We start from the raw sequence: 24298 nt of genomic DNA, 5'->3' as shown, positions 1-24298 counted from the left end.
GACCACAGAGGATGCGACGGATGGGGAAGCAATGCGGAGTCTCACGCGACGAGGAGTGCTCGGAGCCGGTGCCGGCGCCGCAGCAGCGGTAGGGCTCGCGGGGTGCGGCACGCTCGGCTCGGGCGGCGGGTCCGGCTCCTCCGGCAACTCCGGGAAGGGCGGCCACTCCGGCGGCCCCACCAAGTCCATGGAGCCCCGCGCGAAGCCCATCGGTGACGGCTCCACGTCCTTCACCGGCACCCAGCCCAAGCAGCCCGCGAAGCCCGTCCCGCTGGAGGCAGGGCAGACCCCGCCGCAGTTCGTGATCTTCTCCTGGGACGGCGCGGGCGAGGTCGGCAACGGACTGTTCCCGCGCTTCCTCGACCTCGCCAAGCAGCACGGCGCGAGCATGACCTTCTTCCTCTCCGGCCTCTATCTGCTGCCCGAGTCGAAGAAGCGCCTGTACAACCCGCCGAACAACCCGCGCGGCGCCTCCGACATCGGCTACCTCACCGACGAACACGTCAAGGCGACCCTCACCAACGTCCGGCGCGCGTGGCTCGAAGGCCACGAGATAGGCACCCACTTCAACGGCCACTTCTGCTCCGGCTACGGCACCGTCGCCAACTGGACGCCCCAGCAGTGGCGCAGCGAGATCGACCAGGCCAAGTCCTTCGTCAAGGAGTGGCGCACCAACACCGGCTGGCACGACCTGCCGTCGCTGCCCTTCGACTACGACAAGGAGCTCGTCGGCGGCCGTACGCCCTGTCTCCTGGGCCAGAACCAGCTGCTGCCCACCGCCCGTTCGCTCGGCTGGCGCTACGACGCCTCCTCGCCCGGCGGCCGGCAGGTCTGGCCCGACAAGAAGAACGGCGTGTGGGACTACCCCCTCCAGGCCGTCCCCTTCCCCGGGCACAGCTTCGAGGTCCTCTCGATGGACTACAACATGCTGGCCAACCAGTCGGTCAACACCACCAAGGCGCCCGCCTACAACTACCCGGGCTGGCGTACCCAGGCCGCACAGGCCTACATCTCCGGCTTCCAGCGCGCCTACGAGACCAACCGCGCCCCCTTCTTCATCGGCAACCACTTCGAGCACTGGAACGGCGGCATCTACATGGACGCCGTCGAGCAGGCCTTCAAGCACATCGCCGCGGAGAAGGAGAAGGGCGCCGACGTCCGCATGGTCTCCTTCAAGCAGTTCACCGACTGGATCGACGTGCAGAAGCCCGAGGTGCTCGCCAAGCTGCGCGGCCTCGACGTCGGCCAGGCACCGGCCGGCGGCTGGAAGTCCTACCTGGCGGCGAGCCCCACCGCCTCTTCCACGGCCACCGGAGACGCCGCCTGAAATGCGGTTTTCCGCCCGCCGGGCGCCCTTGAGGGGGGCGCGCAAGATCCCCAGAACGGGCATGCGAAACTTTTCACATGAGTGCCGCCAGTCGCGCCCGTAGCCGCGCCGTCCTGTCGACCGCCGGCGTAGCCGTCGCCGCGTTGGTGCTTTCCGCGTGCAGCTCCGGAGGAACCTCCGGAGGCTCCGGCAACACCAACTTCATCACCGGCTCCGACGGCATCGCGACCGTCAAGAAGGGCGACCGCCAGGCCGCCCCCGACCTGTCCGGCAAGACCATCGACGGCAAGACGCTCGACACCGCCGCCTACAAGGGCAAGGTCGTCGTCGTCAACGTGTGGGGCTCCTGGTGCTCCCCGTGCCGCGCCGAGGCGGACAACCTCGTCCAGGTCGCCAAGGCCACCGCGGGCAAGGGCGTCCAGTTCGTCGGCCTCAACACCCGCGACACCAGCACCGAACCGGCCGTGGCCTTCGAGAAGAAGTACGCGGTCCCCTACCCCAGCCTGTACGACCCGACGGGCAAGCTGATGCTCCGGTTCAAGAAGGGCACCCTCAACCCGCAGGCCATCCCCTCCACGATCGTCATCGACCGGGACGGGAAGATCGCGGCGCGCGCACTCCAGGCGCTCAGCGAGGAGAAGCTGCGCGAGATGCTCGACCCGGTCATCGCGGAGAAGTGAGCCGACGTGCTGCTCGCCGCCGTTACCGAGCCCAACACCACGGTCAGCCACGGGGCCTTGCTGCTCGCGCTGCCGATCGCCGTCCTCGGCGGACTCGTCTCCTTCTTCTCGCCGTGCGTCCTGCCGCTCGTCCCCGGCTACCTCTCCTACGTCACGGGAGTCACCGGCACCGACCTCGGTGACGCCCGGCGCGGGCGGATGGTCGCGGGTGCCTCTCTCTTCGTCCTCGGCTTCACCGTCGTGTTCGTGTCCGGCGGGGCCCTGTTCGGCTTCTTCGGGCAGACGCTCCAGGAGAACAAGGACGTCCTCAGCAAGATCCTCGGCGTGCTCATGATCCTCATGGGCGTGTTCTTCATGGGGATGATGCCCTGGCTCACCCAGCGCGAGTTCCGCTTCCACAAGCGGCCGACGACCGGGTTGATAGGGGCTCCGCTGCTGGGAGCCCTGTTCGGCATCGGCTGGACCCCGTGCATCGGACCGACCCTGGCGTCCGTGCAGGCCCTCTCGATGGACCAGTCGAGTGCCGGTCGCGGCGCCATACTGACCGTCGCGTACTGTCTCGGCCTGGGTGTCCCCTTCGTCCTCACCGCGGTCGCGTTCCGCAAGGCCCTCGGTGCCTTCGGCTGGGTCAAGCGCCACTACGTCTGGGTGATGCGCGTCGGCGGCACCATGATGATCGTGACCGGCGTGCTGCTGCTCACCGGCGCGTGGGACGTGCTGGTGCAGGACATGCAGAGCTGGTCCGACGGCTTCACTGTAGGGATCTGATCGATGAGCAAGACGACCACCGACTCGTCCGCCGCCGAGGAGCAGGACCTCGGCGCCGCCGGCTCCCAGCTCTCCACCGCCCCCGTCGAGACCGCCATGCCCGGTTCCTTCGGCGGCAACCGGAAGCCCGGCCTGACCGGCTGGCTCGCCTGGACCGGCCGTGAGGCGCTCGGCTGGGCCCGCTGGATGTGGCGGCAGCTGACCTCGATGCGGGTCGCGCTGATGCTGCTGTTCCTGCTGTCGCTCGGCGCGGTCCCCGGCTCGCTGATCCCGCAGTCCGGCACCGACGCGCTGAAGGTGTCCGAGTTCCAGGCCGCGCACAAGACGCTCGGCCCGATCTACCAGAAACTCGGCCTCTTCCACGTCTACGGCTCCGCCTGGTTCGGCGCGATCTACATCCTCCTGTTCGTCTCCCTCATCGGCTGCATCATCCCGCGCACCTGGCAGTTCGTCGGCCAGCTCCGCGGCCGTCCGCCGGGCGCCCCCAAACGCCTCAACCGCCTTCCCGCCTACACCACCTGGCGCACCGCCGCCGAACCGGACCAGGTCCGCGAAGTCGCCCTCGCCGTGTTGAAGAAGCGCCGCTTCCGCGCCCACGTCGCCGGGGACGCCGTGGCCGCCGAGAAGGGCTATCTGCGGGAGACCGGCAACCTGCTCTTCCACCTCGCGCTGATCGTGATGCTGATCGCCTTCGCCTGGGGCCAGCTCTTCAAGTCCGAGGGCGACAAACTGATCGTCGAGGGCGACGGCTTCTCCAACACCCTCACCCAGTACGACGACTTCAAGTCCGGCAACCTCTTCAGCGACGACGACCTCGTCCCCTTCAGCTTCAACCTGAAGAACTTCGTCGGCACCTACGAGCGCACCGGCCCCAACCGGGGCACCCCGCGCACCTTCCAGGCCGACATCACCTACAGCGTCGGCGCCTACGGCAAGGCCGAGAAGCACACCATCAAGGTCAACGAGCCGCTGGAGATCGGCGACTCGAAGGTCTACCTGGTCAGCCACGGCTACGCCCCCGTCGTCACCGTCCGGGACGGCAAGGGCAACGTGGTCTTCCACCAGGCCGTGCCGATGCTGCCGATCGACTCCAACGTCACCTCGCAGGGCGCCATCAAGGTCCTCGACGGCTACAAGAACGCCCAGGGCGTCTCCGAACAGCTCGGCTTCGCCGCCGTGTTCGTGCCGACGTACGCCAAGAGCAGCGGCACGATGTTCTCCCAGTACCCCGGGCTCGACTACCCGGTGCTCAACGTCACCGGCTACCACGGCGACCTGGGCGTCAACTCGGGCATCCCGCAGAACGTGTACCAGCTGGAGACCAAGAACCTGAAGCAGTTCAAGGACTCCAAGGGCAACATCCTCAAGCAGCAGCTGCTGCCCGGCGAGACGATGACCCTGCCCAACGGCGCCGGGTCGATCACCTTCGACAAGCAGATCAAGGAATGGGCGGGCTTCCAGGTCGTCCAGCAGCCAGGCACCGACTGGGCGCTGGCCGGCGCGCTCACCGCGATCTTCGGTCTGGCCGGCTCCCTGTTCATCCAGCGCCGCCGCGTCTGGGTGCGCGCCACCACCGGCGACGACGGCAGCACCGTCGTCGAGATGGCCGGGCTCGGCCGCAGCGAGTCCGCGAAACTCCCCGAGGAACTCGGCGACCTGGCGGCACTCGTGCACGACCGGGCCCCGACGAAGACCGACGACGAACCCTCCGTACCCCCCGAAGGGGCTGAGCAGCAGTGAACATCGCCGCCGCCACCAACGAGCACCTGGCCAACATCAGCAACACGCTGATCTACTCCTCGATGGCCGTCTACACCCTGGCCTTCCTGGCGTACATCGCCGAGTGGACCTTCGGCAGCCGCAGCAAGATCGGCCGTACGGCCGCCGCGCTGACCGGTGCCGCCGCGAAGAAGGCGGCCGCACCCGCCGTCACCGTGCAGAACGCGGGCGGCACCGCCGTCCTGGAGCGGCCGAAGGTCGTCGTCCGGGCCGCGTCCGGCTCGCGCGACGTGCCGGACGGTCCCGGCGCGCACGGCGGGGACGAGCAGGGCGACCTCTACGGGCGTATCGCCGTGTCCCTCACGGTGCTCGCCTTCCTCATCGAGCTGAGCGGCGTCATCGCCCGCGCGGCCTCGGTGGAGCGGGCGCCCTGGGGCAACATGTACGAGTTCAACATCACCTTCTCCACGGTCGCCGTCGGCGTGTACCTCACGCTGCTGCTGCTCAAGAAGAACGTGCGCTGGCTCGGCCTGTTCCTGGTCACGACGGTCCTCCTCGATCTCGGTATCGCCGTCACTGTCTTGTACACCGCCAGCGACCAGTTGGTTCCCGCTCTCCACTCGTACTGGCTGTACATCCACGTGTCGACGGCGATCATCTGCGGCGCGGTCTTCTACGTGGGCGCCGTCGGCACGCTGCTCTACCTCTTCAAGGACTCGTACGAGAGCAAGCTCGCGAGCGGCGGCAAGCCCGGCGCCTTCGCCACCTCCGTGATGGAGCGGCTGCCCGCCTCGGCGAACCTCGACAAGTTCTCCTACCGCGTCAACGCGGCCGTCTTCCCGCTGTGGACGTTCACGATCATCGCGGGCTCGATCTGGGCCGAGTCCGCGTGGGGCCGCTACTGGGGCTGGGACCCGAAGGAGACCTGGGCGTTCATCACCTGGGTCGCCTACGCCTGCTACCTGCACGCCCGCGCCACGGCCGGCTGGAAGGGCCGCAAGGCCGCCTACCTGGCCCTGATCGCCTTCGGCTGCTGGATCTTCAACTACTACGGCGTCAACATCTTCGTCGGCGGCAAGCACTCCTACGCCGGCGTCTGAAGTCCCCTACGGCGAAGGCCGGTTCCGTGTGACGGGGGTCACCGGAACCGGCCTTCGCCGTACGGACAGCCAAGAGGGTGTGGATACGAATCTGAGGCACCGCATCCGCGCGGGGGACCACGACGCCTTCGGTGAGCTCTTCGACGGTCGCCCTCCTGGAGGACATCGCGCTGGCGGCCGAGCACGAGAAGTCCTACGGCACGGTCCGCGACGACCAGTTCGTGTATGTGGAGAGCAAGGTGTCGTACCCGCACTCCGGCGAGGGCGCGAAGACCCAGGTCGATCCGCTGCACCGGCAGGAGGTGTGGATGTCGGTGGACGGCCTGCACACCGGGTTGGTGCGGCAGGCGGGCCTGGGAGAGTACACCGTCCCGCCGGACGTGAAACCGGGCAAGGCGGGCTGGGACGTCTCCTCCTTCTACAACCACGTCAGGACACTGCCGACCGACGCCGACGCGATGTACGACTACCTCGCCAGGTCCGCCCTGAAGTACGGCGGTCAGGAGCAGAGCCAGGCGATGTTCGTGCTGGTCGGCGATCTCCTCCGCGACGCGATCGTGCCGCCCGCGCAGAGCGCGGCACTCTTCCGCGCGGTGGCCAGGATTCCCGGCGTCACGACGGTCGAGCACGTGGTGGACGCCGTCGGCCGGCCAGGGATCGGCATCGCCCGCACCGACCCCGACAACCCGCTCCGGGACGAGTGGATCTTCGACGCGAAGACCTACGAGTTCCTCGGCGAGCGCGAGGTGGCCACCAAGGACAACGCCGGCGTGAAGAAGGGCACGGTCACCGCCAACACCGCCGTCCTGCGCCGGGCCGTGGTCGACAAGGCGGGCCAACGGCCGTAGGAGACAGTGGTGTTCAGGCCGGAGGCAGGCACTCCTTCGACGGGGGCCTGCCCTCCGGCCAGGCGAGTTTGACGAAGCGGGCGGCGCCCTTCGGGGTGAGTTCCACGATCGGTACGGCCTTGTCGTACGGGTTGCCGTGGACGTCCAGGCAGATCCAGCCGCTCGCCCCGCTCACCCGCAACGAGCCCTTCACCTGCGGCCATTGGAGGCCGACGTCGGACAGCGGCGGGATCTTCCGCTGGGCCGGGGTGGCCTCGCGGACGCCGTGGACGGCGAGTTGCATCGCGTCGTAGGCGATGATCGACTGCCCGTCGGCGAGGGCGACCGTGCCGATCGGGCCGACCGGTGCGGCCTTGGCGGCGGCGAGGAGCTTGTCGAGTTCCTGCGAGTCCTGGGCCGAACCCCCGGTCGCCGGGGCGTTCTTGAGCCAGGCGTCCGGGTGGGCGAGCGCGGTGTAGCGGACCGAGACACCGTGCTGGAGGGCACCGGCGTCGAGTTGGCTGTCGCCGGTCAGGTACGAGCCCTCGTCGCCGGTGAGCACGGTGAACTTCCGGGACTGGCAGCCGCGGCGGCCCAACGCGTTGATGAACTGGCGCAGTTGGGTGTGGCGCCCGGCGAAGAACACGGTGTCCAGCTTGGCGTCCGTGTCGCAGACCAGGTCGGTGATCTGCCGGAAGGTGTTGGGCGTACTGCCCTCCTGGCTGCGGTCCGCGGGCGGCGTGAACGGCCAGGAGCCGTACGGCGATCCCTTCAGCAGCGTGGTGAAGGCCTGCTGGAGTGTCTTCGTGTACGGGTCGCCCGGCTTGTCGTAGACCAGCAGCGCCCGGTCCGCCGTCACCTTGGCGAAGGAGGCCAGCGCGCGGGCCTCGTCGGTGTTGGTGGGGGAGACCCGGGCGAGGCCGGGGTAAGGGTCCTTGCCCCGCTGCCCGTTGGCGAGGTCGTCGGCGGTGATGGAGGAGCCGACCACCGGGACGCCGAGCCGGGTCAGTTCCGCCACGGCCTTCTTGTTGTTGTCGGTGCTCGTCCCTATCCCGGTGACCGCCCGCAGCCGGTCCGCCGACTTCGTCATCGCCACGATCCGGTCGACCGCCCGCTCCCAATGGGTGCCCGTGGCACCGGGGTTGGCGAGCACCAGCCTGATGTACGGGGTCTCGCCGTTGTCGTCGTGGTTGGCCGCGTACTGCGCGAGATAGGCACCCTGCAACTCGTGCAGCACATCGTTCATCGTGTCGGTGTCGGTCGCGGTGAACGGCTCGTAGAGCGCGACCGAGACATACGTCCCCGCCTTCAGGCGGCCGTTCTCACGGGCCACCGCCCTGATCGTGTCGGCGAACCGGCGCTGCCCGAAGTCGAACGCCGACGTCGACACCCCCACGCACTCGTCGCTGCCCTCGGGCCGGGCCACCCCGGCCGCGCAGGACCGGTCCTCGTGCAGCGCCGTACGGACCAGCACCACCAGGCCCGCGACCAGGACGGCCGCCACCACCAGGGCCGTGTACCGGTAGACCGGGATGGTCCGGATCTCCTCGAACAGCTCGCGCAGCCGTCGCCTCACCGCAGGCCCCCGCTTCCGTCGTCGTCGCCGCCCGCACGGCCGGGCACCCGCAGCGGACGCCCGGCCAGCGCGTCCTCCGGCCACTGCTGCGCGGCCCGGTACAGCAGTTCGCTGCCCGCCGGCCAGACCGTCGACAGCTGCTCCAGATCGAAGTGCATCCGGTCCGCGACCTCCCCGTCCGGCAGCACCAGCGGATCCGTCACCTGCCACACCGCGTGCAGCAGCCGCCGTACCGTCAGATGCAGGACCGGGTCCACGCCGTCCGGCGGCCGCTCCTCGGCGTCCGTGCGGGCGAGCGCGACGGCCTTGCGGTGATCGCCTGCCGCGCCGATGTCCCGGCCGTGCGGATCGTGCGCGTGGTAGTAGGGCGCCGCCGTCACGAACAGCAGGGTCTCCAGCCAGGCCCGCGGCGGGATCAGGCGGAAGTTGTCCCGCAGGTACTCCACCGCGTCCGCCGTGTCGCCGAGCGCGAGTTCGTGGTGCAGCCGGAAACGGGCGCGGGACGGGGCGTCCGGGCTGCCGGGCAGCCCCTCGTAGTGCGAGAGCAGCGAACGGTGCACCGCCCGCCAGCGCCCGTGGTCCGCGTCGTCCAGATGCAGCCGCAGCAGAAGCAGTGTGCGCAGGAACGGATCGCCCACGAAATAGCCCGCCGCCGGCGGCAGACCCTCCGAAGTGAGCTGTGTGCGCAGCCGGTTGACCCCGGAGGCGCCGAAACTGTCCCGCAGCCGCCGCCCCTGGGCCAGTGCCCGCGCCGAGTCCCCGTCGTGCGCGGTGGCCAGCACGGCCAGCTCCTCCGCGATCCCGGGCGCCACCAGCCGGTCCAGCAACTCCCGGTACACGGGCCGCGGATCATTCGCCACGTCACCCTCCGGCTTCAGCCCGGCGGTCAGCAGCTCCCCGGGACTCACCGCCCCCACCGGCCGGGTCTGCCGTACCGCCTCCCCGAGCAGCGCCGCACCCAGCGGACTGCCGGCCGTCAACCGGTGGATGGCGTACGGCAGTTGGGGCGGCACCTCGACCCGGATCCGCTCGGTCGCGCAGACGTCCGCGATGACCCGGCGGGTCTCCTCCGGAGTCAGCGGCGGCAGCGTCACCAGCAGGGCCCGCGAGGACGGCGAAGCCCCCGGCGCCCAGCCGCTGGCCCGCCCCACCTCCGGCAGCGGATGCCGCACCGCGTCCGGCAGATCGGGATGCCGGTCGCCGCGCAGCGCGGCGAAGAAGGCCACCTGGTCGCCGACACCGTCCGAACGTTCCTTCAGTACGGCCTTCATCAGCCCGGGACCCGGCCCCGACTGCACATTGTCGATCAGCACGACCGGCCGCCCGACCCGGCGCATCCGCTCCCACCGGCGCCGGTAGGTGTCGCCCAGGTCGGCCAGCAGCGCGCGCAGCAGCCAGCGTTCGGCGTCCGTGCGGGAGGTGCCGTCGGCGCGGAAGTCCCGGGCGATCTCGATCAGCCCGCGCTTGGGGTCACCGCTCGCGCCCGGATAGTCGCGGTACCAGTCGGCGCCCGCCTTCAACAGCCCGTTCGGCGTCCACACCAGGTCGAAGAGGGTGTCGAGGGTCGCCTCGATGAAGGCCTGGCCGACCGGCCCGGTACCCGACACATTGGCGATCAGCCGGGAGGCGACCCTGGTGGCCCAGCCCTGCGCGATCACCGACCAGCGCCGGGCCGGATCGCTCAGCAGCAGGATCCGCCGGGCCTCCTCCCGGGCGCTGTCCTCGTCGCGGGCGTCCCAGCCGGTGGCGCACACCGCGAGCAGCCCGGCCTCCAGACGCGGGAAGTCGATGGCGCCGGCGCCGTGCACCACCGGCTCCCGCAACTGCTCCGCGACCGTGGTCAGCGCCTGCCACACCGGCGACCAGGTCGCGGCGGGCCGCCCGTCCGGCAGCCGTACGAGCCGGTCGGCCTCGCAGTCGATCAGCGCGACCGGCGTGTGCCCGCGGTAGGCGGTCCGCAACTCGGCCAGCACCGTGCTCTTGCCGAGCCCGCGTGCGCCCGCGAGCACCACGAAGGGCGGTTCCGGGTGTTCGTACGGCGAGGTGAGCAGCTGGTAGGGGCGCAGCCCGGTCAGCCGCGAGGCGAGACCGGGAGGCTGTGCCTCGAACAGCGCCCCGCGGCCGTGCAGCCCTCTACCCACCGCATCTCCCCCTGAGCGGTCGCCCGGCACACCGGAACCTGTCTATCAACACCAGAGTAAATAGGGGGAGTTGGTTCGGACTAGGTCACGTGGTGTCCGTTGGGTTACGAAAATGTCAGAACAGGGGGCTATTCGACGGTGATCGAGTCGAGCTTCTCCCGCAGATAGACATGCGAGTCGACGGCCTCGTACGCCACCCGCCCGACCGGCGCGGGCACCGACTCCACCAGCGTGCCCGGGGTGCACTCGCCGAAGTAGACCAGCGACATCAGCTCCTCGGCAGGCGCGTCGGCGGGCGGCGGCAGCACCCGGTGCCGCCCCGACCGCCACCGGTCACCGGTCCAACGGGCCATCAGATCACCGATGTTGATGGTGAAGGCGTCGGGATCGAACGGCGCGTCCTCCCAACCCCCCTCGTCGGTGAAGACCTGAAGTCCCCCCTTCCCGGCCTGCCGGTCGAGGATCGTCACCGTCCCGAAGTCGGTGTGCGGCCCGATCCGGAACTGCCCCGGCTCCGGCTCGCCGACGACCTCCACCCCCGGGTACCAGTTGATGTTGAACCCGTACGTCGGATGGTCCATGTGCCGCGAGAAGAAGTCGGGTCCGAGCCCGAGCGCCTCCCCGAGCAGCGACAGCAGCTGCTTCTCCAGCTCGCCCATCCGGTCGAGGTACTCCTCGCACAGTTCCTGGAGCCCGGGGATCTCCGTCGGCCACACGTTCGGCGCGTACCACTCGGCATTGACCACCGGGTCCTCGAACGGCCGGTGCGTCGCGAAGGTCAGCGACTCCTTCAGATCCGGCGGGGTTTCGGTCCCCTCCGAATACCCGTTGGCCTCGGCACCGGGCCCGAGCCACCCGCGACCACCCACCTTCGCGGAGTACGGCTCCTTGACATCGACCGGCAGCGCGAAGAAGGCGCGCGCGGCCTCCCGGATCCGGGACCGCAGCGCCGGATCGACCCCGTGCCCGGTGACGAGCAGGAACCCGGCCGTCTGCAGGGCACTGTCGACGGTACGGGCGATGTCCTTGCGGGTCTCCTCGTCCCCGTCGATCCAGGGACGCAGATCGATGGTCGGAATACGGGGTGGGGTCTGGGGCTCAGTCACCGATGTCCTCGTTCCAGAGTGCCGGGTTGTTCTTGATGAAGTCGCGCATCAGCCGGGTGCACTCGGCATCGTCGAGCAGGACGATCTCCACACCGTGCTCGGCGAGCCAGTCGTGCCCGCCGTGGAAGGTCGCGGCCTCCCCGACCACGACCCGCGAAATACCGAACTGCCGCACGAGCCCGCTGCAGTACCAGCAGGGGGAGAGGGTCGTCACCATCGTCGTACCCCTGTACGACCGCTGCCGGCCCGCCGCCCGGAAGGCGGCCGTCTCCGCGTGCATCGAGGGGTCGTCGTCCTGGACGCGCCGGTTGTGGCCGCGTCCCAGCAGGGTGCCGTCGGCGCCGTAGAGCGCGGCACCGATCGGGATGCCGCCCTCGCCGAGTCCGGCGCGGGCCTCCTCGACGGCGGTGGCGAGCCAGGCGCTCGCCCGTGCCTGATCCAAAGGCTTCATGTGCTCACTCTCCAGTCGCCGAAACACGAGGGCAACGTGCGGAAAGTACTCTCCCCGCAACCCGTACCCGGACGAACTGTCCGCGCCTCTGGAGGTTCCCGTGCCCGCACTCACCCTCCGTGAGGTCCTGGCCCTCGACCCGGTCCGCGCCTCCGAGCCCGAACTCCTGGCCGGCGAGGCCGCCCTCGACCGGCCCGTGCGCTGGGTCCACTCCAGCGAGGTCTACGAGGGCGCGAACTTCCTCGACGGCGGCGAACTCCTCCTCACCAACGGCTTCGGCCTCACCGACACCGCCGCCGAGATCCGCCGCCGCTACGTCCGCGAGCTGGCCGCGCGGGGCGCGTCCGGCCTGGCGGTGGAGATCGGCCGCTCCCTCCCGACGATGCCACCGGAGGTGACGGACGAGGCCCGCCGACTGGGCCTTCCCCTGCTCGCCCTGCACCGGGTCGTCCCCTTCGTGCGGATCACCGAGGCCGCCAACCGGGCGATCGTCGCCCGCGGCCTGTCCGGCCGCTCCGTCGTACGACCCTGGGGCGACGACCACACCGCCGCCCTGCTGGCCGACCTCGCGGACCGTGCCGCGCTGAACCAGCCGGAGGTCGAGGCGCGGTCCGCGCTCGCGGGCTTCCACCCCGGCCCGGGTGCCCGCCTGATCGGCGTCTCCGTCCACGGCACGCGCGAGGTCTCCTCCGTCGACCGGGCGGTACGGCTGCTGGGCGGGGCGAGCGTGCTGCGGGCGGCGTTTCCGGGGGACGTACTGGCGCTGCTGGCCCTGTCCGGCTCCGTCTCGGGCGACCCGATCCGCGCTGTCCAGGAGGCCTTCCGTACGGCCGCGGATCCCGGGCTGACGGTCGCGGTCGGGCACGTGGTCGACGCCGGCAGCGGCTGGCTGCGCTGGAGCGACACCCTGCGGGCGGCCCGTACGACGCTGGAACTCGCGCTGACGGTCCCGGCCGCCGAACCCGCCGCACCCGAAGGCCCGTTGGTGACCTCGGCACGGGCGCTGGCACTGGAACGGGAGCTCACCCGGGGCGGCGTCGACGCGAACCGCGACCGCCTGGCCCGCCTCGTCCAGCACGCGCTGGGCCCGCTGCTGGCGTGGGAGGCGGCACACCCGAGCGACCTGGTGCGCACGCTGGAGGTCCACCTGCGACACGGCTGCTCGCCCACCCGGACGGCGGCCCTGCTGCACATCGGCCGCCAGTCGCTCTACCAGCGGTTGGAGCGGATCGAGTCGCTGCTGGGCTTGGAGATCGACGATCCGGATCTGCTGGGGGAGTTGCTGGCGGCGGTGTGCGCGCATCGGGTGGTGCGGGGAATGGGGGCGGCTCAGGTGCGGGGGCTGCGGACCGTGGCCTAGACGATGGCGGGGCGCAGGGTGACTCGGCTGGGGCCGTTGAAGGGGGCGTAGCAGGTCACCGTCGGCGGGGTGCGCAGGATGTCGTCCTCGGTGAACAGTTTCCGTACGGCGTCGAAGGAGACCTCGCCGCTGACGACCGGGGCGACACGGTCGTAGAAGAGGCGTGAGGACTCCGGCAACGGCTCGCCGGGCTTGCCCTCGTCCTCGCTCCACACGTCCCAGAGCAGGGTCTCGACCTTGTTCAGGGCGGCGAGGTCGAGGCGGATGTTGCCGGCGACGAACCGCTCGCCCCAGAACGGCCCCTCCTCCGGCGGATGCAGTCCGAAGGTCGCCGGGTCCGCGCCACCTGCGCGGATGGCCTGCCAGGCCTCGCCCGCGACGAGGAATCGGTCGCGGGGTACGTCCATCGGGTCGAAGCCGAGGTTCCAGTGGTCGGCGACGACGGGGTCGGTGAGCTGGGAGTCGGCGAGGAGCCAGCCGCGGTCGTCGTGCCAGTACTCGGTGACGACGTGATCGCTGTGGAAGCGGTCGGAGCCGTTTTCGCTGAAGTAGTCGGCGAAGCCGGAGCGGATGCGGGCCGGGATGCCCAGATGGCGCAGGAACGAGCAGTGCAGCAGCGAGAAGTCCCGGCAGGTCCCGACGAACCGGTCGCCCACGTCGCGTCGTTGAGTGAGCGGGGCGTCGTTCCGGTCGACGAGGATACGGAGGATGTCGTCGATGTAGCGGGTCTCGGCGTCGTTGTGGAGACGGTCGGTGGGGTGGACGTGGTCGTAGAAGCCGGCTTCCAGGCGGTGGACGATCAAGTCGCGGGTGATACGGGCGAGTTGGGTGGGGTCGCGGGGGAGGTCCACGTAGCGGGAGGCGAGGGCGCCGGGGTCGGAGTAGGTGCTCTGGGTGGTGTAGAAGGTGCGGAAGTCGAGGGCCATGACACGGCACCGTGTCAAAATTCGCCCCGGATTGTCCATAGCCCAGGGACACTTCACCTGGGGTCGGCGGCGACGGAGCGCCAGATCCGATCCGGCAGGACGCGCGCGGCCAGGTCGAGGTCGAGTGCGTCGTCGTCGACATCGATGTCGGACAGCCAGCGGCGGATCACGCCGATCAGCGGGCCCAGGACGAGCGACTCGATGAGAGCCGGGGGAAGTGGCGCCAACTCCCCTGAATCCACGTGGACTTGCATCCAGCGCGCGAACACCGACAGCCTGGCCTCCTGAGAGTCGCGCAGTTCCCTGGCCCGGGTCATGTTGCGCTGGTCGGTTCTGGCGGAGTGCAACAGCAGGGCGGCGTCACGGTGTTCGCGGACGAAGCTCAGATACGTCCGTACGATCGCGCGGATGCCGGTGCGGGCGGTACGGGTCGTCCGCAGCGCGGTGACCAACTCGCCCAGCAGCCGGCTCAACCAGCGTTGCGTGAGGGCGTCGTAGAGCCCGTCGAGACTGCCGAAGTGGTGATAGAGGCTGCCGAGGCTGACACCACTGGCCTTGGTCACGGCGTTGACGGTGAGGCCCTGTTCACCCTGTTCCGCGAAGACGCGCAGCGCGGCGTCGAGGAGCAGGTCTGCGGTGACCTCGCCGCGGTGTTGCTTGGGGCTCATGCGGGACAGCGTATTGGGAGTCCGGTTCTAGAGTGAATTTCTAGAGCAGATTTCTGGAACCCTCTTTCGGTGTGGTCATGGGGCGATCCAGACTTGGGGGTGTCGCCGGGCCCGCGTCCGTCCGTTTCGGGGGATACGGACGGCCGTGGGCCCGGTGAGAGCCGGCTGGAACGGTGCCCGTCGGGCCACACGGAGACCGGTTCAGCCAACCTTGAGCAGCAGCTTCCCCGTGCTCGTCCGTGCCCCCATCAGCCGGTGCGCCTCCGCCGCCTCCGACAAGCCGAACTCCGCCGTCACCGGCAGGGACACCGTGCCGTCGGCCACCGTGGCGAACGCCCGCTCGGTCAGGGCTCGCAGGGCCGCGGGGTCGGTCTGGGCCAGGGTGAGGATCGAGAAGCCGGAGACGGAGAGGGCGCCGGGGTACAGCTCGGGCTGGCCCACCTGCCACGGCGGCGCCGAGCTCGCGTTGCCGAAGGAGACCAGGCGGCCGTAGGTCGCGAGGGAGGCCAGGGCGGCGCGGAGCGTGTCGCCGCCCACCGGGTCCAGAGCCAGGTCGACCCCGCGCCCGGACGTCACCGCCCGCACCGGTGTCTCGAACTCGCCCACGAACACGTCGTCGTAGCCGTACCCCCGCGCGAACTCCGCCTTCGCCGCGCTCGATACGACCCCGAACACCGCCCCGGCCCCCGCCGCCCGCGCCAACTGCCCCACCACCGTGCCGATTCCGCCCGCCGCGCCCTGCACGAGCAGTGTCTCGCCGCGCCGGAGGCGGCCGACGGTGTGGACGAGGGCGTAGGCGGTCGGGAGGACGGTGGGGAGGGTCGCGGCCGTGCGGAGGTCCAGGGCCTCGGGAACAGGGAAAGTCGTCGTCGCGTCGCTCACGGCCACCTCCGCGTACGCGCCGCCCGCCGTCAGGGCCGCCACCTCCTGGCCCACGGTGAGGCCCTCGACACCGGCGCCGACCTCCCGGATGCGGCCCGAGATCTCAAGTCCCGGTACGAAGGGGAGACTTGGCACCCGGTATCCCTCGCCGCGCGCCTTGAGGTCGGCGAAGTTCACCCCGGTGTACGCCACGTCGACGCTCACCTGTCCCGGGCCGGGACGCGGTGTCTCCGCCTCCACGACCTTCAGGACCTCGGGACCGCCGTACTCCTGGAACTCGACTGCGCGCATGCTGGACTCCCCGCTCGACTGTTCAATGAAAAGCGAACACTCGCGAGTGTATGGTTTTCATCGAACACTCGGCAAGCGGGAGGCGGACATGGCGGCACAACGGACCGGCGGCGGCACCAGTCACCGCTCCGCCCCCGAGCACACCCACCCCGACGGCGTCCCCGTACAGACGGCCCTCGCTGCCCTCGCCGATCCCGTACGCATCACCCTGGTGAGGGAGTTGGCCGGTTCGGCGGACTGGTCCCGCAGCTGCGGCAGCTTCGACGTGCCCGTGGGCAAGGCCGCGCTGAGCCACCACTTCGCCGTGCTGCGGGGCGCGGGGATCGTGGAACAGCGGGACGAGGGGCCCAAGCGGGTCAACCGGCTGCGGAGGGAAGAGTTCGGTGCCCGGTTCCCGGGGCTGCTGGAACTCGTCCTGCGTGCAGAATGAATCGGGTCATGTATCGGGTCATGTGCTGAACAAGGGCCCGTCGTACTCCAGGCAAGGAAGACCCTCATGGCCTCTCCGAAGACGGTTCTGATCACCGGCACGTCCTCCGGCATCGGCCTGGCCACGGCCGTCGGCACCGCGCGGGCGGGCTGGACGACCGTCGCCACCATGCGCGACACCGGCAAGGCGGACGCCCTGCTCAAGGCCGCCGCCGAGGCGGGCGTCGCGAACCACGTCCAGGTCAGGCGGCTGGACGTGACCGACACCGCCGGTCTCACCGCCTGCCTGGACGAGGTCGTCGCCGAGCACGGCCGCCTGGACGCGCTGGTCAACAACGCCGGTGCCGCCCAGGTCGGCACCATCGAGCAGAGCAGCGTCGAGGACGTCCGCGCGGCCATGGAGGTCAACTTCTTCGGCGTGGTGGCGATGACCCGGGCCGCCCTGCCGCACCTCCGCGCGTCGAAGGGCCGGGTGATCACCGTCAGCAGCGTCGGCGGCGCCGTCGGCCAGCCCTTCAACGAGGCGTACTGCGCGGCCAAGTTCGCCGTCGAGGGCTTCATGCAGTCGCTCGCGCCGGTCGCCGCGACCGTCGGCGTCGACGTCACCGTGGTCGAACCGGGCGCGGTGGCCAGCGAGTTCGTCGCCAACCTCGGCCTGGACGTCCCGGCCCTGCTCGCCGCCGCCGGTCCCTATGCCCCGGCCCTTCAGGCCTACATCGCCCGCACCCAGCAGTCGTTCGGCAACGCCCAGACGCCGGCCGAGGCGGCCGCCCCGATCGTCGACGCCCTGACCGCCGCCCACCCGCCCTTCCGCGTCCAGACCTCGCAGTGGGCCCGCGACTTCGTCGCCACCACCCTCGCCGACCCCGACGGCTCCGCCGTCCAGGCCCTCACCGGTAGCTGGGTGCGCTGACCGTTCCGCGTCCGTGATGCCCAGGATGCCCAGGGCAGCCACCGGCGTCGATCGCGCGTGCGCCGGCACCCGCCCCGTCGACACCCCCCCACGCCTACGACGACAACTCCCCCCTCGAACCCCTCGAACGCGTCGTCGCCCGCATCGACAAGCTCGCCCACGCCGACCGCTACGCCGCCGGCCACACCTGCCTCTCCCCCGACGAGGACCGTACGAGCGTGGACGTGTGGCGCGTGCCCTCGGCCGCCTTCGACGACGAGGTCCGCAGGGCCGTCGTGAAGGGCGTGACCGAGCTGAGAACGGCCGGTACATCAAGGTCGAGCACGTGAATCAGGCGTCGACCTTGTTCGGCTGAGGCTGAATCCCCGCCTTCGGGCGGAGAACCGAACGCAGCACCACGTACAGCACCGCGCTCAGCACGAACCCCACGATCGGCGTGCTGTCGCCGAACGACGGCCAGTGCTTCGGGACGTAGCCGACGTAGTCCTCCTGGTTGGAGAAGAGGGGGACCGAGACCGCGATGCCGATCAACAGGGCTGCCAGGCCGGGCCAGTTGGTGAAGGTGGGGTCGGTGAGGCGGGGGGCCAGTTCCTCGGTGGGGGTGCGGGACTGGTACCAGCGCTCCACCAGGACCACGCCCAGCCAGGGCGCCACCCAGTACGCGATGACCAGCAGGAACGCTTCGTACGCCGAGCCCGCGTCGGACAGTGACGCCCACGCCGCCGCCGTACCGGCCACGCCCGAGACCACCACCAGGACGCTGCGGTTCAGCCACGCGGGGAGCTTCAGGCCCAGCGCGGTGAGGGAGATCGCGCCGGAGTAGACGTTCAGCGCGTTCGCCGAGACCGCGCCGAGGATGATCGCGATCAGCACCAAGTCGCCCAGCCAGCCGGGGAGATGGCCGGTGAAGGCGGCCGTGGGCGTCGCGTCCTTGGGGGCCAGCAGCGTCGCCGAGGCCGCGCCCATCACCGCCACGAAGGTGACGGACACGAACAGGCCGACCGCCGGGTAGAGGATGGTCCTGAACCTGTTCGCCGTGCGCGGGAGGTAGCGCGAGTAGTCCGTGGCGTACGGGTTCCAGCCCGCCGCGTAGCCCCAGGCCGCGCTGAAGGCCAGAAGGAAGCCGCCCACGCCGCCGCCCGTGCCGCCCCCGCCGAGGTGTGCGTCCTTGAAGGTCCATACTCCGGCCAGCAGGAAGATCACCGCGAGCGCCGGGAACGCGTACTTCTCGAAGGTGTGCACGAAGTTGTGGCCGATGAAGCCGATCAGGATCTCGGCCACCACCACGAGCAACAGCGACGGGAGGGGGCGCAGGCCCGTCAGCGTGTTCAGTGCGAACGCCGCGCTCACGCTGTTCACCGCGAACCAACCGACGCCCGCGACCAGGCCGTTGGCCGCCGACGGGAGGATGTTGCCGCGGAAGCCGAAGGAGAAGCGGCCGATCACCATCTGCGGGACGCCGAAGCGCGGGCCGTCCAGGGAGAGGAAGCCCTGGGTGATCGCGCCGAGGCCGGTGCCCAGGACGATCGCGGCGGTCGCCTGCCAGAAGCTCAGGCCGAAGAAGAGGACCGAGATCACGCCGATGTAGACGGTCGCGAACTCGATGTTCGGGGATGCCCAGGTCCACAGGAGCTGGAGGGGGCTGCCGTGGCGTTCGGCGTCGGGGATGGGCTCGGCACCGGCCGTCTCGACGGCGATGACCTTGTCACCGTATTCGGGGGCGAGGGTGCCGGTTGAGTCGGCGGGAGCAGTCGTCATGCGAGGTAAGTGTCCGGTTCCTGCCGGTCCGGGCCCAGAGGCGCATTGTCCGTACCGGGCCGCTCACCTGCGTACAACCTGCACGTACTGCTCGGTCTACTCGGCCTTCGGGTCCGGCTTGGGGTCGTCCTTGTTCAGGGACTTCAGGAACTCGGGGTTGTCGTCCGGCGCGATCCACCGGCCCTCCGCGGCCGTCGCCCCGTCCGGGTTCCGCCGCGCCCGGCCCGCGATCAGCCAGGCCACCGGGCCGACCAGGACCTCTCCGAAGAGCAGGATGACGAACACCCACGCCAGCTTCGGCATGCCCCGCACGTCCTCCTCGGGCGTGTTCAGGCAGTCCACGAAGGCGTAGATCCACAGGGCCAGGACCAGCAGGAAGGGCAGATACCTGAGCATGGCGGCGAGATTCTCCTGAGTGGTGGGACGGCCCCGGTGACGGGGTCAGGTTAGCGGGTGGCAGATACTTGGACACATGGCTTACGACGATCTTCGCTCCCTGCTCAGGGCACTGGAGCGCGAGGGAGACCTCAAGCGCATCAAGGCCGAGGTGGACCCGTATCTGGAGGTCGGGGAGATCGTCGACCGGGTCCAGAAGGCCGGTGGGCCCGCGCTTCTCTTCGAGAAGGTGAAGGGGTCCTCGATGCCCCTCGCCATGAACGTCTTCGGGACCGACCGGCGGCTGCTGAAGGCGCTGGGGCTGAAGTCGTACGGCGACATCTCCGACAAGATCGGCGGGCTGCTGCGGCCCGAGCTGCCGCAGGGGTTCGTGGGCGTGCGGGACGCCTTCGGGAAGCTCGGCTCGATGACGCACGTACCGCCGAAGAAGGTCAAGGACGCGCCCGTGCAGGAGGTCGTGCTGCACGGGGACGACGTCGATCTCGACGCGCTGCCCGCGCTGTTCACCTGGCCGCAGGACGGCGGGTCCTTCTTCAATCTCGGGCTCACGCACACCAAGGACCCGGAGAGCGGGATCCGCAATCTCGGGCTCTACCGGCTCCAGCGGCACGACAAGCGCACCATCGGCATGCACTGGCAGATCCACAAGGACAGCCGGAACCACTACCAGGTCGCGGCCCGGAGGGGGGAGCGGCTGCCGGTCGCCATCGCCTTCGGGTGTCCGCCCGCCGTGACCTACGCCTCCACCGCGCCGCTTCCCGGTGACATCGACGAGTACCTCTTCGCCGGGTTCATCGCGGGAAAGCGGATCGAGATGGTCGACTGCAAGACCGTGCCGCTGCAGGTGCCGGCGCAGGCCGAGGTCGTCATCGAGGGGTGGCTGGAGCCCGGCGAGATGCTGCCGGAGGGGCCGTTCGGCGACCACACCGGGTTCTACACGCCCCAGGAGCCGTTCCCCGCCCTCACCATCGACTGCGTGACGATGCGGAAGCGGCCGTTGCTTCAGTCGATCGTCGTAGGGCGGCCTCCGACGGAGGACGGACCGCTGGGACGGGCGACCGAGCGCTTCTTCCTCCCCCTCCTGAAGATCATCGTGCCGGACATCGTGGACTACCACCTGCCCGAAGCGGGCGGATTCCACAACTGCGCGATCGTCTCCATCGACAAGAAGTACCCGAAGCACGCCCAGAAGGTGATGCACGCGGTCTGGGGTGCGCACATGATGTCCCTGACCAAGCTGATCGTGGTCGTCGACGCCGACTGTGACGTCCACGATCTGCACGAGGTCGCGTGGCGGGCGCTGGGCAACACGGACTACGCCCGGGACCTGTCGGTCGTGGAAGGACCCGTCGATCATCTCGACCATGCCTCCTACCAGCAGTTCTGGGGTGGCAAGGCGGGGATCGACGCGACGAGGAAGTGGCCCGAGGAGGGCTACACGCGGGACGGCGGCTGGCCCGAGATGGTGCTGTCCGACCCGGAGACGGCGGCGAAGGTCGACCGCCGGTGGAAGGAGTACGGCCTGTGAGCAGCGCGTCAGCCGCGATCCCGCAGCCGGGGCGCACCAAGGCGTTCCTGCGCCTCGTCATGATCGAGCACTCCGTCTTCGCCCTGCCCTTCGCCTACATCGCGGCACTGACCGCGATGTTCCGGCTGGACGGGAACATCCACTGGGGGCGGCTGCTGCTGGTCACCATCTGCATGGTGGGGCTGCGCACGTTCGCGATGGCGGTCAACCGGATCATCGACCGGGAGATCGACGCCCGTAACCCGCGCACCGCACACCGCGAGCTGGTGACCGGCGCGATGACGGTCAGGCACGCGTGGACGGGCGCGCTCGTCGCGCTGGTCGTCTTCCTGGGCTCGGCGGCGCTCCTCAACCCGCTGTGCCTGGCGCTGGCCCCCATCGCGGTGATCCCGATGGTGGTCTACCCCTACGGCAAGCGGTTCACGAACTTCCCGCAGGCCATCCTCGGTCTCGCCCAGGCGATGGGCCCGGTCGGCGGCTGGCTGGCGATCACCGGCGAGTGGTCCTGGGACGCGGTGATCCTCGGTCTGGCCGTCGGCATCTGGATCGGCGGCTTCGACCTGATCTACGCCTGCCAGGACATCGAGACCGACCGCGAGATCGGTGTGATGTCGGTGCCGGCGCGCTTCGGCATCCCGGCGTCCATCTGGGGCGCGCGCGTCTGCCACGCCATCACCACGGCCCTCCTCGCCTGGTACGGCGCGGCGACCGGCGCGGGTGCCTTCTTCTGGTTCGGCCTGCTGATCGTCGCGGGCGCGTTCGTCTACGAGCACTCGATCGTGCGGCCGCATGATCTTTCGCGGCTGAACAGGGCGTTCTTCAGCGTCAACGGGTTCATCGGGATCGCACTGTTCGTGTGTGCGCTGCTGGATCTGCTGGTCCGGGGTCTGACCGTGTGAGTAGCGTGCGGCCCATGGACCGTCTGCACGCGCAGCTCTCTCGTTTCGAGGACGCGTTTCCCGGGTTCCTGACGGAGATCGTCGAGGGCAGCGTGGTGGCGACACCGGACACACCGCACCACGGGCGCACGATTCAGCAGCTGTGGGCCACCGTCGAGGGGCAGCTGCCGTCGGACCGTGGCCTGGTGAGCGATGTGGCCTTTCCGTTCGACGACGCCAATGAGTTCTGCCCGGACCTTGCGGTCATTCCCGCCGCGGCGGAGGCCGAGAATCGCATGGCATATCCGCCGGACCTCATCGAGTTCGTGGTTGAGGTGGTGTCTCAGGGCAGCATCCACCGCGACTACGAGGTCAAGCCCCGCTGGTATGCCTCCCGGGGCATCGCCAACTATTTGATCCTCGACTCCCTCAAGGGTCACTGCGTCACGATGTGGAACCCGGGACCTGACGGCTACCGCGGCCGCGACACCATCCCGTACGGAACCGATGTCGCCGTCGACTCCCCGCTGGGCAGGCTCACGATCCGCACCGCTCACCTCCCGGTCGACCCGAGAGCCCGCCCTCAGGCCTGAAGCGCCGGCCTCTGTTGGGCGGGGCGCCGGAACGCGAACGCCGCCCCCACCCCCGCCGCCAGTCCGATCAGGTGGGCCTGCCAGCTCACCCCCGACTGCGTGGGCGCGAGGCCGAACAGGATCGACGTGCCCCAGACCACGCCGATCAGCAGGCCCACCGCGATGCCCAGCGGGCGGCGCTCGACGAAGCCGGTGACCAGCAGGAAGCCGAAGAGGCCGAAGATCAGGCCGGAGGCGCCCGCCGTGTTGGTGTGGGCCGGGGATATGAGCCAGACGCCCAGGCCGTCCGCGACGATGACCAGCGCGCAGACCGCGGCGAAGCGGCGGATGCCGCCCAGCGCGGCGAGGAAGCCGAACACCAGCAGCGGCACGCTGTTCGCCGCCACATGGGCGAAGCCGAAGTGGATGAACGCGGCCGGCACGATGTCGATCAGTTCGGACGGCTCACGCGGCACGATCCCGAGGCTGTCGAGCGCGTGGCCGGACACCACGTCCACCACTTCGAGCAGCCACAACAGCGCGACCCAGCCCACCATCAGCTTGGCCGCGGCCTTCGCGCGGTCGCCCCGCGACCACTCCGACTCCGTACCGGACATGGCACCCCCCACGGTCCACTCGCGGTCCACTCGTCCCCACAGAAGAACGCCCCGGCACCCTTGGCCGGTTCCCGTTCCGCGACGCCAGCTAGGCTCGGTCCCGTGAACCCAGTCAAGCCAGGAGAGACGCCGCGTACGCCTTGGATCGTAGGGGTGTCCGGCGCTTCCGGCACCCCATACGCGGCTGCGGTGCTGCGCGGGCTCCTCGACGCGGGCGAGAGTGTCGACCTCGTCGTGTCCCGGGCGTCCCGGCTCACCCTCCTCGACGAGACGGGGATCTCCTTCAGGGACGCGCACTGGCAGGACGACCTGCGCGAATGGCTGGCCCGCGGCGCCGACGGCAAGCCCGGCACATTCGAGCACGCCATCGACACCGATGCCGTACGGCACTGGAGCGCGGGCGACCTCGCGGCGGGGCCGTCCTCGGGGTCGTATCCCGCGAAGGGGATGCTGATCGTGCCGGCGTCGACCGCCTGTGTCGCCGGGGTCGCCCTCGGGCTGAGCAAGGACCTGTTGCAGCGGGCGGCGAGCGTGACCCTCAAGGAGCGGCGCCCGCTGGTGGTGTCCGTCCGCGAGACGCCGTTGAACGGGCAGACACTGCGGCACCTGGTGACCCTGGACGACCTAGGCGCGGCCGTGGTGCCGGCCTCGCCCGGTTTCTACGCGGGCGCCACCCACATCCAGGACCTGGTGGACTTCGTCGCCGGGCGGGTCCTGGACGCCGCGGGCGTCGAGCACGATCTGTACCGCCGGTGGAAGGGCGACCTCGGGGGTTCCCGCACCACCGACAACTGACGCAGCACCGACAACTGACGTACGGCACCCAGTAATTCATCCTCATCGTCATCACCGGAAGGCAATCGATCGCATGGACGCGGTGGACAGGCAGCTCATCCAGGCCCTGAGAGAGAACGGCCGGGCCTCCTACGCGGAGCTGGGGCGCCTCGTCGGCCTGTCGGGACCCAGCGTCACCGACCGCATCAACCGGCTGGAGGCGGCCGGTGTCATCACCGGCTACCGTGCGACCGTCGACTCGGCCTCGCTCGGCCTCGGCGTGATCGCCCTGATCGGCATCTCCCTCTCGGACGCCGCCGACCACGAGGACGTGGCGGCCCGGCTGAAGGACCTCAGCGAGATCGAGGACTGCTGGTTCATCGCGGGCGAGGACTCGTTCATGCTCAAGGTGCGGGCACCGGACGTGGACGGCCTGGAGAAGACCATCCGACGGCTGTCCGGGACCAAGGGCGTGTCCCGTACTCGTACGACCATCGTGCTCTCCACGAAGTGGGAGAACCGGGTCGGAGAGCTGCCCGAAGAGGCGTAGGCGCGAAGCGCCGTTTGGGGCCCCTCCCGCCCGAAGGGTGGGGGAGTACCGTTGACCGAGT

Annotated in this window: 23 protein-coding genes and 1 pseudogene; 14 read left to right on the top strand and 10 right to left on the bottom strand. The window is 70.1% G+C overall.

Annotation, left to right across the window (positions count from 1 at the left end):
- Positions 1-31: 31 nt before the first annotated feature.
- From ACWDEW_RS26955 to ACWDEW_RS26930, 6 genes and pseudogenes are all read left to right on the top strand, one after another.
- Positions 32-1327, top strand: a complete 1296-nt coding sequence (locus ACWDEW_RS26955; protein ID WP_450515741.1) for a hypothetical protein — start codon at positions 32-34, stop codon at positions 1325-1327.
- 77 nt (positions 1328-1404) lie between these two features.
- Positions 1405-2007 (top strand): TlpA family protein disulfide reductase, encoded by a 603-nt coding sequence (locus ACWDEW_RS26950; protein WP_450515739.1) that lies wholly within the window; start codon positions 1405-1407, stop codon positions 2005-2007.
- A 6-nt stretch (positions 2008-2013) separates the two neighbouring features.
- Positions 2014-2775, top strand: a complete 762-nt coding sequence (locus ACWDEW_RS26945) for a cytochrome c biogenesis CcdA family protein (RefSeq protein ID WP_362972949.1) — start codon at positions 2014-2016, stop codon at positions 2773-2775.
- 3 nt (positions 2776-2778) lie between these two features.
- The gene (resB, locus tag ACWDEW_RS26940) at positions 2779-4515 is read left to right on the top strand and encodes a cytochrome c biogenesis protein ResB (protein ID WP_450515737.1); all 1737 of its coding nucleotides are present in this window, start codon (positions 2779-2781) and stop codon (positions 4513-4515) included.
- On the top strand, positions 4512-5594 hold the full coding sequence (gene ccsB / locus ACWDEW_RS26935; protein WP_450515735.1) for a c-type cytochrome biogenesis protein CcsB: 1083 nt from the start codon (positions 4512-4514) through the stop codon (positions 5592-5594). The genes resB and ccsB overlap by 4 nt, the downstream gene beginning before the upstream one ends.
- Positions 5595-5704: 110 nt before the next feature.
- A pseudogene (locus ACWDEW_RS26930) lies at positions 5705-6442 on the top strand (CU044_5270 family protein); the annotation flags it as partial.
- 13 nt (positions 6443-6455) lie between these two features.
- Here ACWDEW_RS26930 and ACWDEW_RS26925 read toward each other — a convergent pair.
- From ACWDEW_RS26925 to ACWDEW_RS26910, 4 genes are all read right to left on the bottom strand, one after another.
- Entirely contained in the window at positions 6456-7997 is a 1542-nt protein-coding gene (locus ACWDEW_RS26925; RefSeq protein ID WP_450515733.1) for a hypothetical protein, read from the bottom strand.
- Positions 7994-10138, bottom strand: coding sequence for a hypothetical protein (locus ACWDEW_RS26920; RefSeq protein ID WP_450515731.1), 2145 nt, complete (start codon positions 10136-10138; stop codon positions 7994-7996). The genes ACWDEW_RS26925 and ACWDEW_RS26920 overlap by 4 nt, the downstream gene beginning before the upstream one ends.
- Positions 10139-10266: 128 nt before the next feature.
- Complete coding sequence (locus tag ACWDEW_RS26915; RefSeq protein WP_450515729.1) at positions 10267-11244, bottom strand: isopenicillin N synthase family dioxygenase; 978 nt, start codon at positions 11242-11244, stop codon at positions 10267-10269.
- Positions 11237-11695, bottom strand: a complete 459-nt coding sequence (locus ACWDEW_RS26910; RefSeq protein WP_450515727.1) for a nucleoside deaminase — start codon at positions 11693-11695, stop codon at positions 11237-11239. Before ACWDEW_RS26910 ends, ACWDEW_RS26915 begins: the two co-directional genes overlap by 8 nt.
- A 100-nt stretch (positions 11696-11795) precedes the next feature.
- Between ACWDEW_RS26910 and ACWDEW_RS26905 the strand changes: the two genes are divergently transcribed.
- Positions 11796-13055, top strand: coding sequence for a PucR family transcriptional regulator (locus ACWDEW_RS26905; RefSeq protein ID WP_450515725.1), 1260 nt, complete (start codon positions 11796-11798; stop codon positions 13053-13055).
- On the opposite strand, the gene ACWDEW_RS26900 is transcribed toward ACWDEW_RS26905, so the two are convergent.
- The 3 genes from ACWDEW_RS26900 to ACWDEW_RS26890 form a co-directional block, all read right to left on the bottom strand.
- The gene (locus ACWDEW_RS26900; protein WP_450515723.1) at positions 13052-13981 is read right to left on the bottom strand and encodes a transglutaminase-like domain-containing protein; all 930 of its coding nucleotides are present in this window, start codon (positions 13979-13981) and stop codon (positions 13052-13054) included. The genes ACWDEW_RS26905 and ACWDEW_RS26900 overlap by 4 nt on opposite strands.
- Positions 13982-14034: 53 nt before the next feature.
- A complete protein-coding gene (locus tag ACWDEW_RS26895; RefSeq protein WP_450515721.1) occupies positions 14035-14649 on the bottom strand; it encodes a TetR/AcrR family transcriptional regulator in 615 nt (204 codons plus the stop codon).
- A gap of 201 nt (positions 14650-14850) precedes the next feature.
- Positions 14851-15822, bottom strand: coding sequence for a quinone oxidoreductase family protein (locus tag ACWDEW_RS26890; protein WP_450515719.1), 972 nt, complete (start codon positions 15820-15822; stop codon positions 14851-14853).
- 88 nt (positions 15823-15910) lie between these two features.
- Here ACWDEW_RS26890 and ACWDEW_RS26885 point away from each other — a divergent pair, with 88 nt between their 5' ends.
- Together ACWDEW_RS26885 and ACWDEW_RS26880 are read left to right on the top strand one after the other, a co-directional pair.
- On the top strand, positions 15911-16252 hold the full coding sequence (locus ACWDEW_RS26885) for an ArsR/SmtB family transcription factor (RefSeq protein ID WP_362972925.1): 342 nt from the start codon (positions 15911-15913) through the stop codon (positions 16250-16252).
- Positions 16253-16264: 12 nt separating this feature from the next.
- Positions 16265-17164 carry an SDR family oxidoreductase gene (locus tag ACWDEW_RS26880; protein WP_450515847.1) on the top strand — a complete coding sequence of 300 codons (900 nt, stop codon included), beginning with the start codon at positions 16265-16267 and terminating at the stop codon, positions 17162-17164.
- 330 nt (positions 17165-17494) lie between these two features.
- Here the strand turns inward: ACWDEW_RS26880 and ACWDEW_RS26875 are convergent, their stop codons facing one another.
- Positions 17495-18922 carry a purine-cytosine permease family protein gene (locus ACWDEW_RS26875; protein WP_450515717.1) on the bottom strand — a complete coding sequence of 476 codons (1428 nt, stop codon included), beginning with the start codon at positions 18920-18922 and terminating at the stop codon, positions 17495-17497.
- Between the two features lie 96 nt (positions 18923-19018).
- Positions 19019-19318, bottom strand: a complete 300-nt coding sequence (locus ACWDEW_RS26870) for a PLD nuclease N-terminal domain-containing protein (protein WP_450515715.1) — start codon at positions 19316-19318, stop codon at positions 19019-19021.
- Between the two features lie 76 nt (positions 19319-19394).
- Here ACWDEW_RS26870 and ACWDEW_RS26865 point away from each other — a divergent pair, with 76 nt between their 5' ends.
- From ACWDEW_RS26865 to ACWDEW_RS26855, 3 genes are read left to right on the top strand one after another with little or no spacing between them, the layout of a single operon-like run.
- Positions 19395-20846, top strand: coding sequence for a menaquinone biosynthesis decarboxylase (locus ACWDEW_RS26865; protein ID WP_450515713.1), 1452 nt, complete (start codon positions 19395-19397; stop codon positions 20844-20846).
- On the top strand, positions 20843-21745 hold the full coding sequence (gene mqnP / locus ACWDEW_RS26860; RefSeq protein ID WP_450515712.1) for a menaquinone biosynthesis prenyltransferase MqnP: 903 nt from the start codon (positions 20843-20845) through the stop codon (positions 21743-21745). The genes ACWDEW_RS26865 and mqnP overlap by 4 nt, the downstream gene beginning before the upstream one ends.
- Positions 21746-21759: 14 nt before the next feature.
- Positions 21760-22317, top strand: a complete 558-nt coding sequence (locus tag ACWDEW_RS26855; RefSeq protein ID WP_450515710.1) for a Uma2 family endonuclease — start codon at positions 21760-21762, stop codon at positions 22315-22317.
- Here ACWDEW_RS26855 and ACWDEW_RS26850 read toward each other — a convergent pair.
- Complete coding sequence (locus ACWDEW_RS26850; protein WP_450515708.1) at positions 22308-22913, bottom strand: rhomboid family intramembrane serine protease; 606 nt, start codon at positions 22911-22913, stop codon at positions 22308-22310. The genes ACWDEW_RS26855 and ACWDEW_RS26850 overlap by 10 nt on opposite strands.
- Before the next feature lie 153 nt (positions 22914-23066).
- Here ACWDEW_RS26850 and ACWDEW_RS26845 point away from each other — a divergent pair, with 153 nt between their 5' ends.
- Together ACWDEW_RS26845 and ACWDEW_RS26840 are read left to right on the top strand one after the other, a co-directional pair.
- Entirely contained in the window at positions 23067-23708 is a 642-nt protein-coding gene (locus ACWDEW_RS26845) for a UbiX family flavin prenyltransferase (RefSeq protein WP_450515706.1), read from the top strand.
- A gap of 73 nt (positions 23709-23781) precedes the next feature.
- Complete coding sequence (locus ACWDEW_RS26840) at positions 23782-24237, top strand: Lrp/AsnC family transcriptional regulator (RefSeq protein ID WP_262063773.1); 456 nt, start codon at positions 23782-23784, stop codon at positions 24235-24237.
- Positions 24238-24298: the final 61 nt, after the last annotated feature.

This window comes from Streptomyces sp. NPDC001100, from assembly GCF_053598575.1.
The sequence above is the reverse complement of the archived record's forward strand: the minus strand, read 5'-3'. Positions and strand labels throughout refer to the sequence as shown.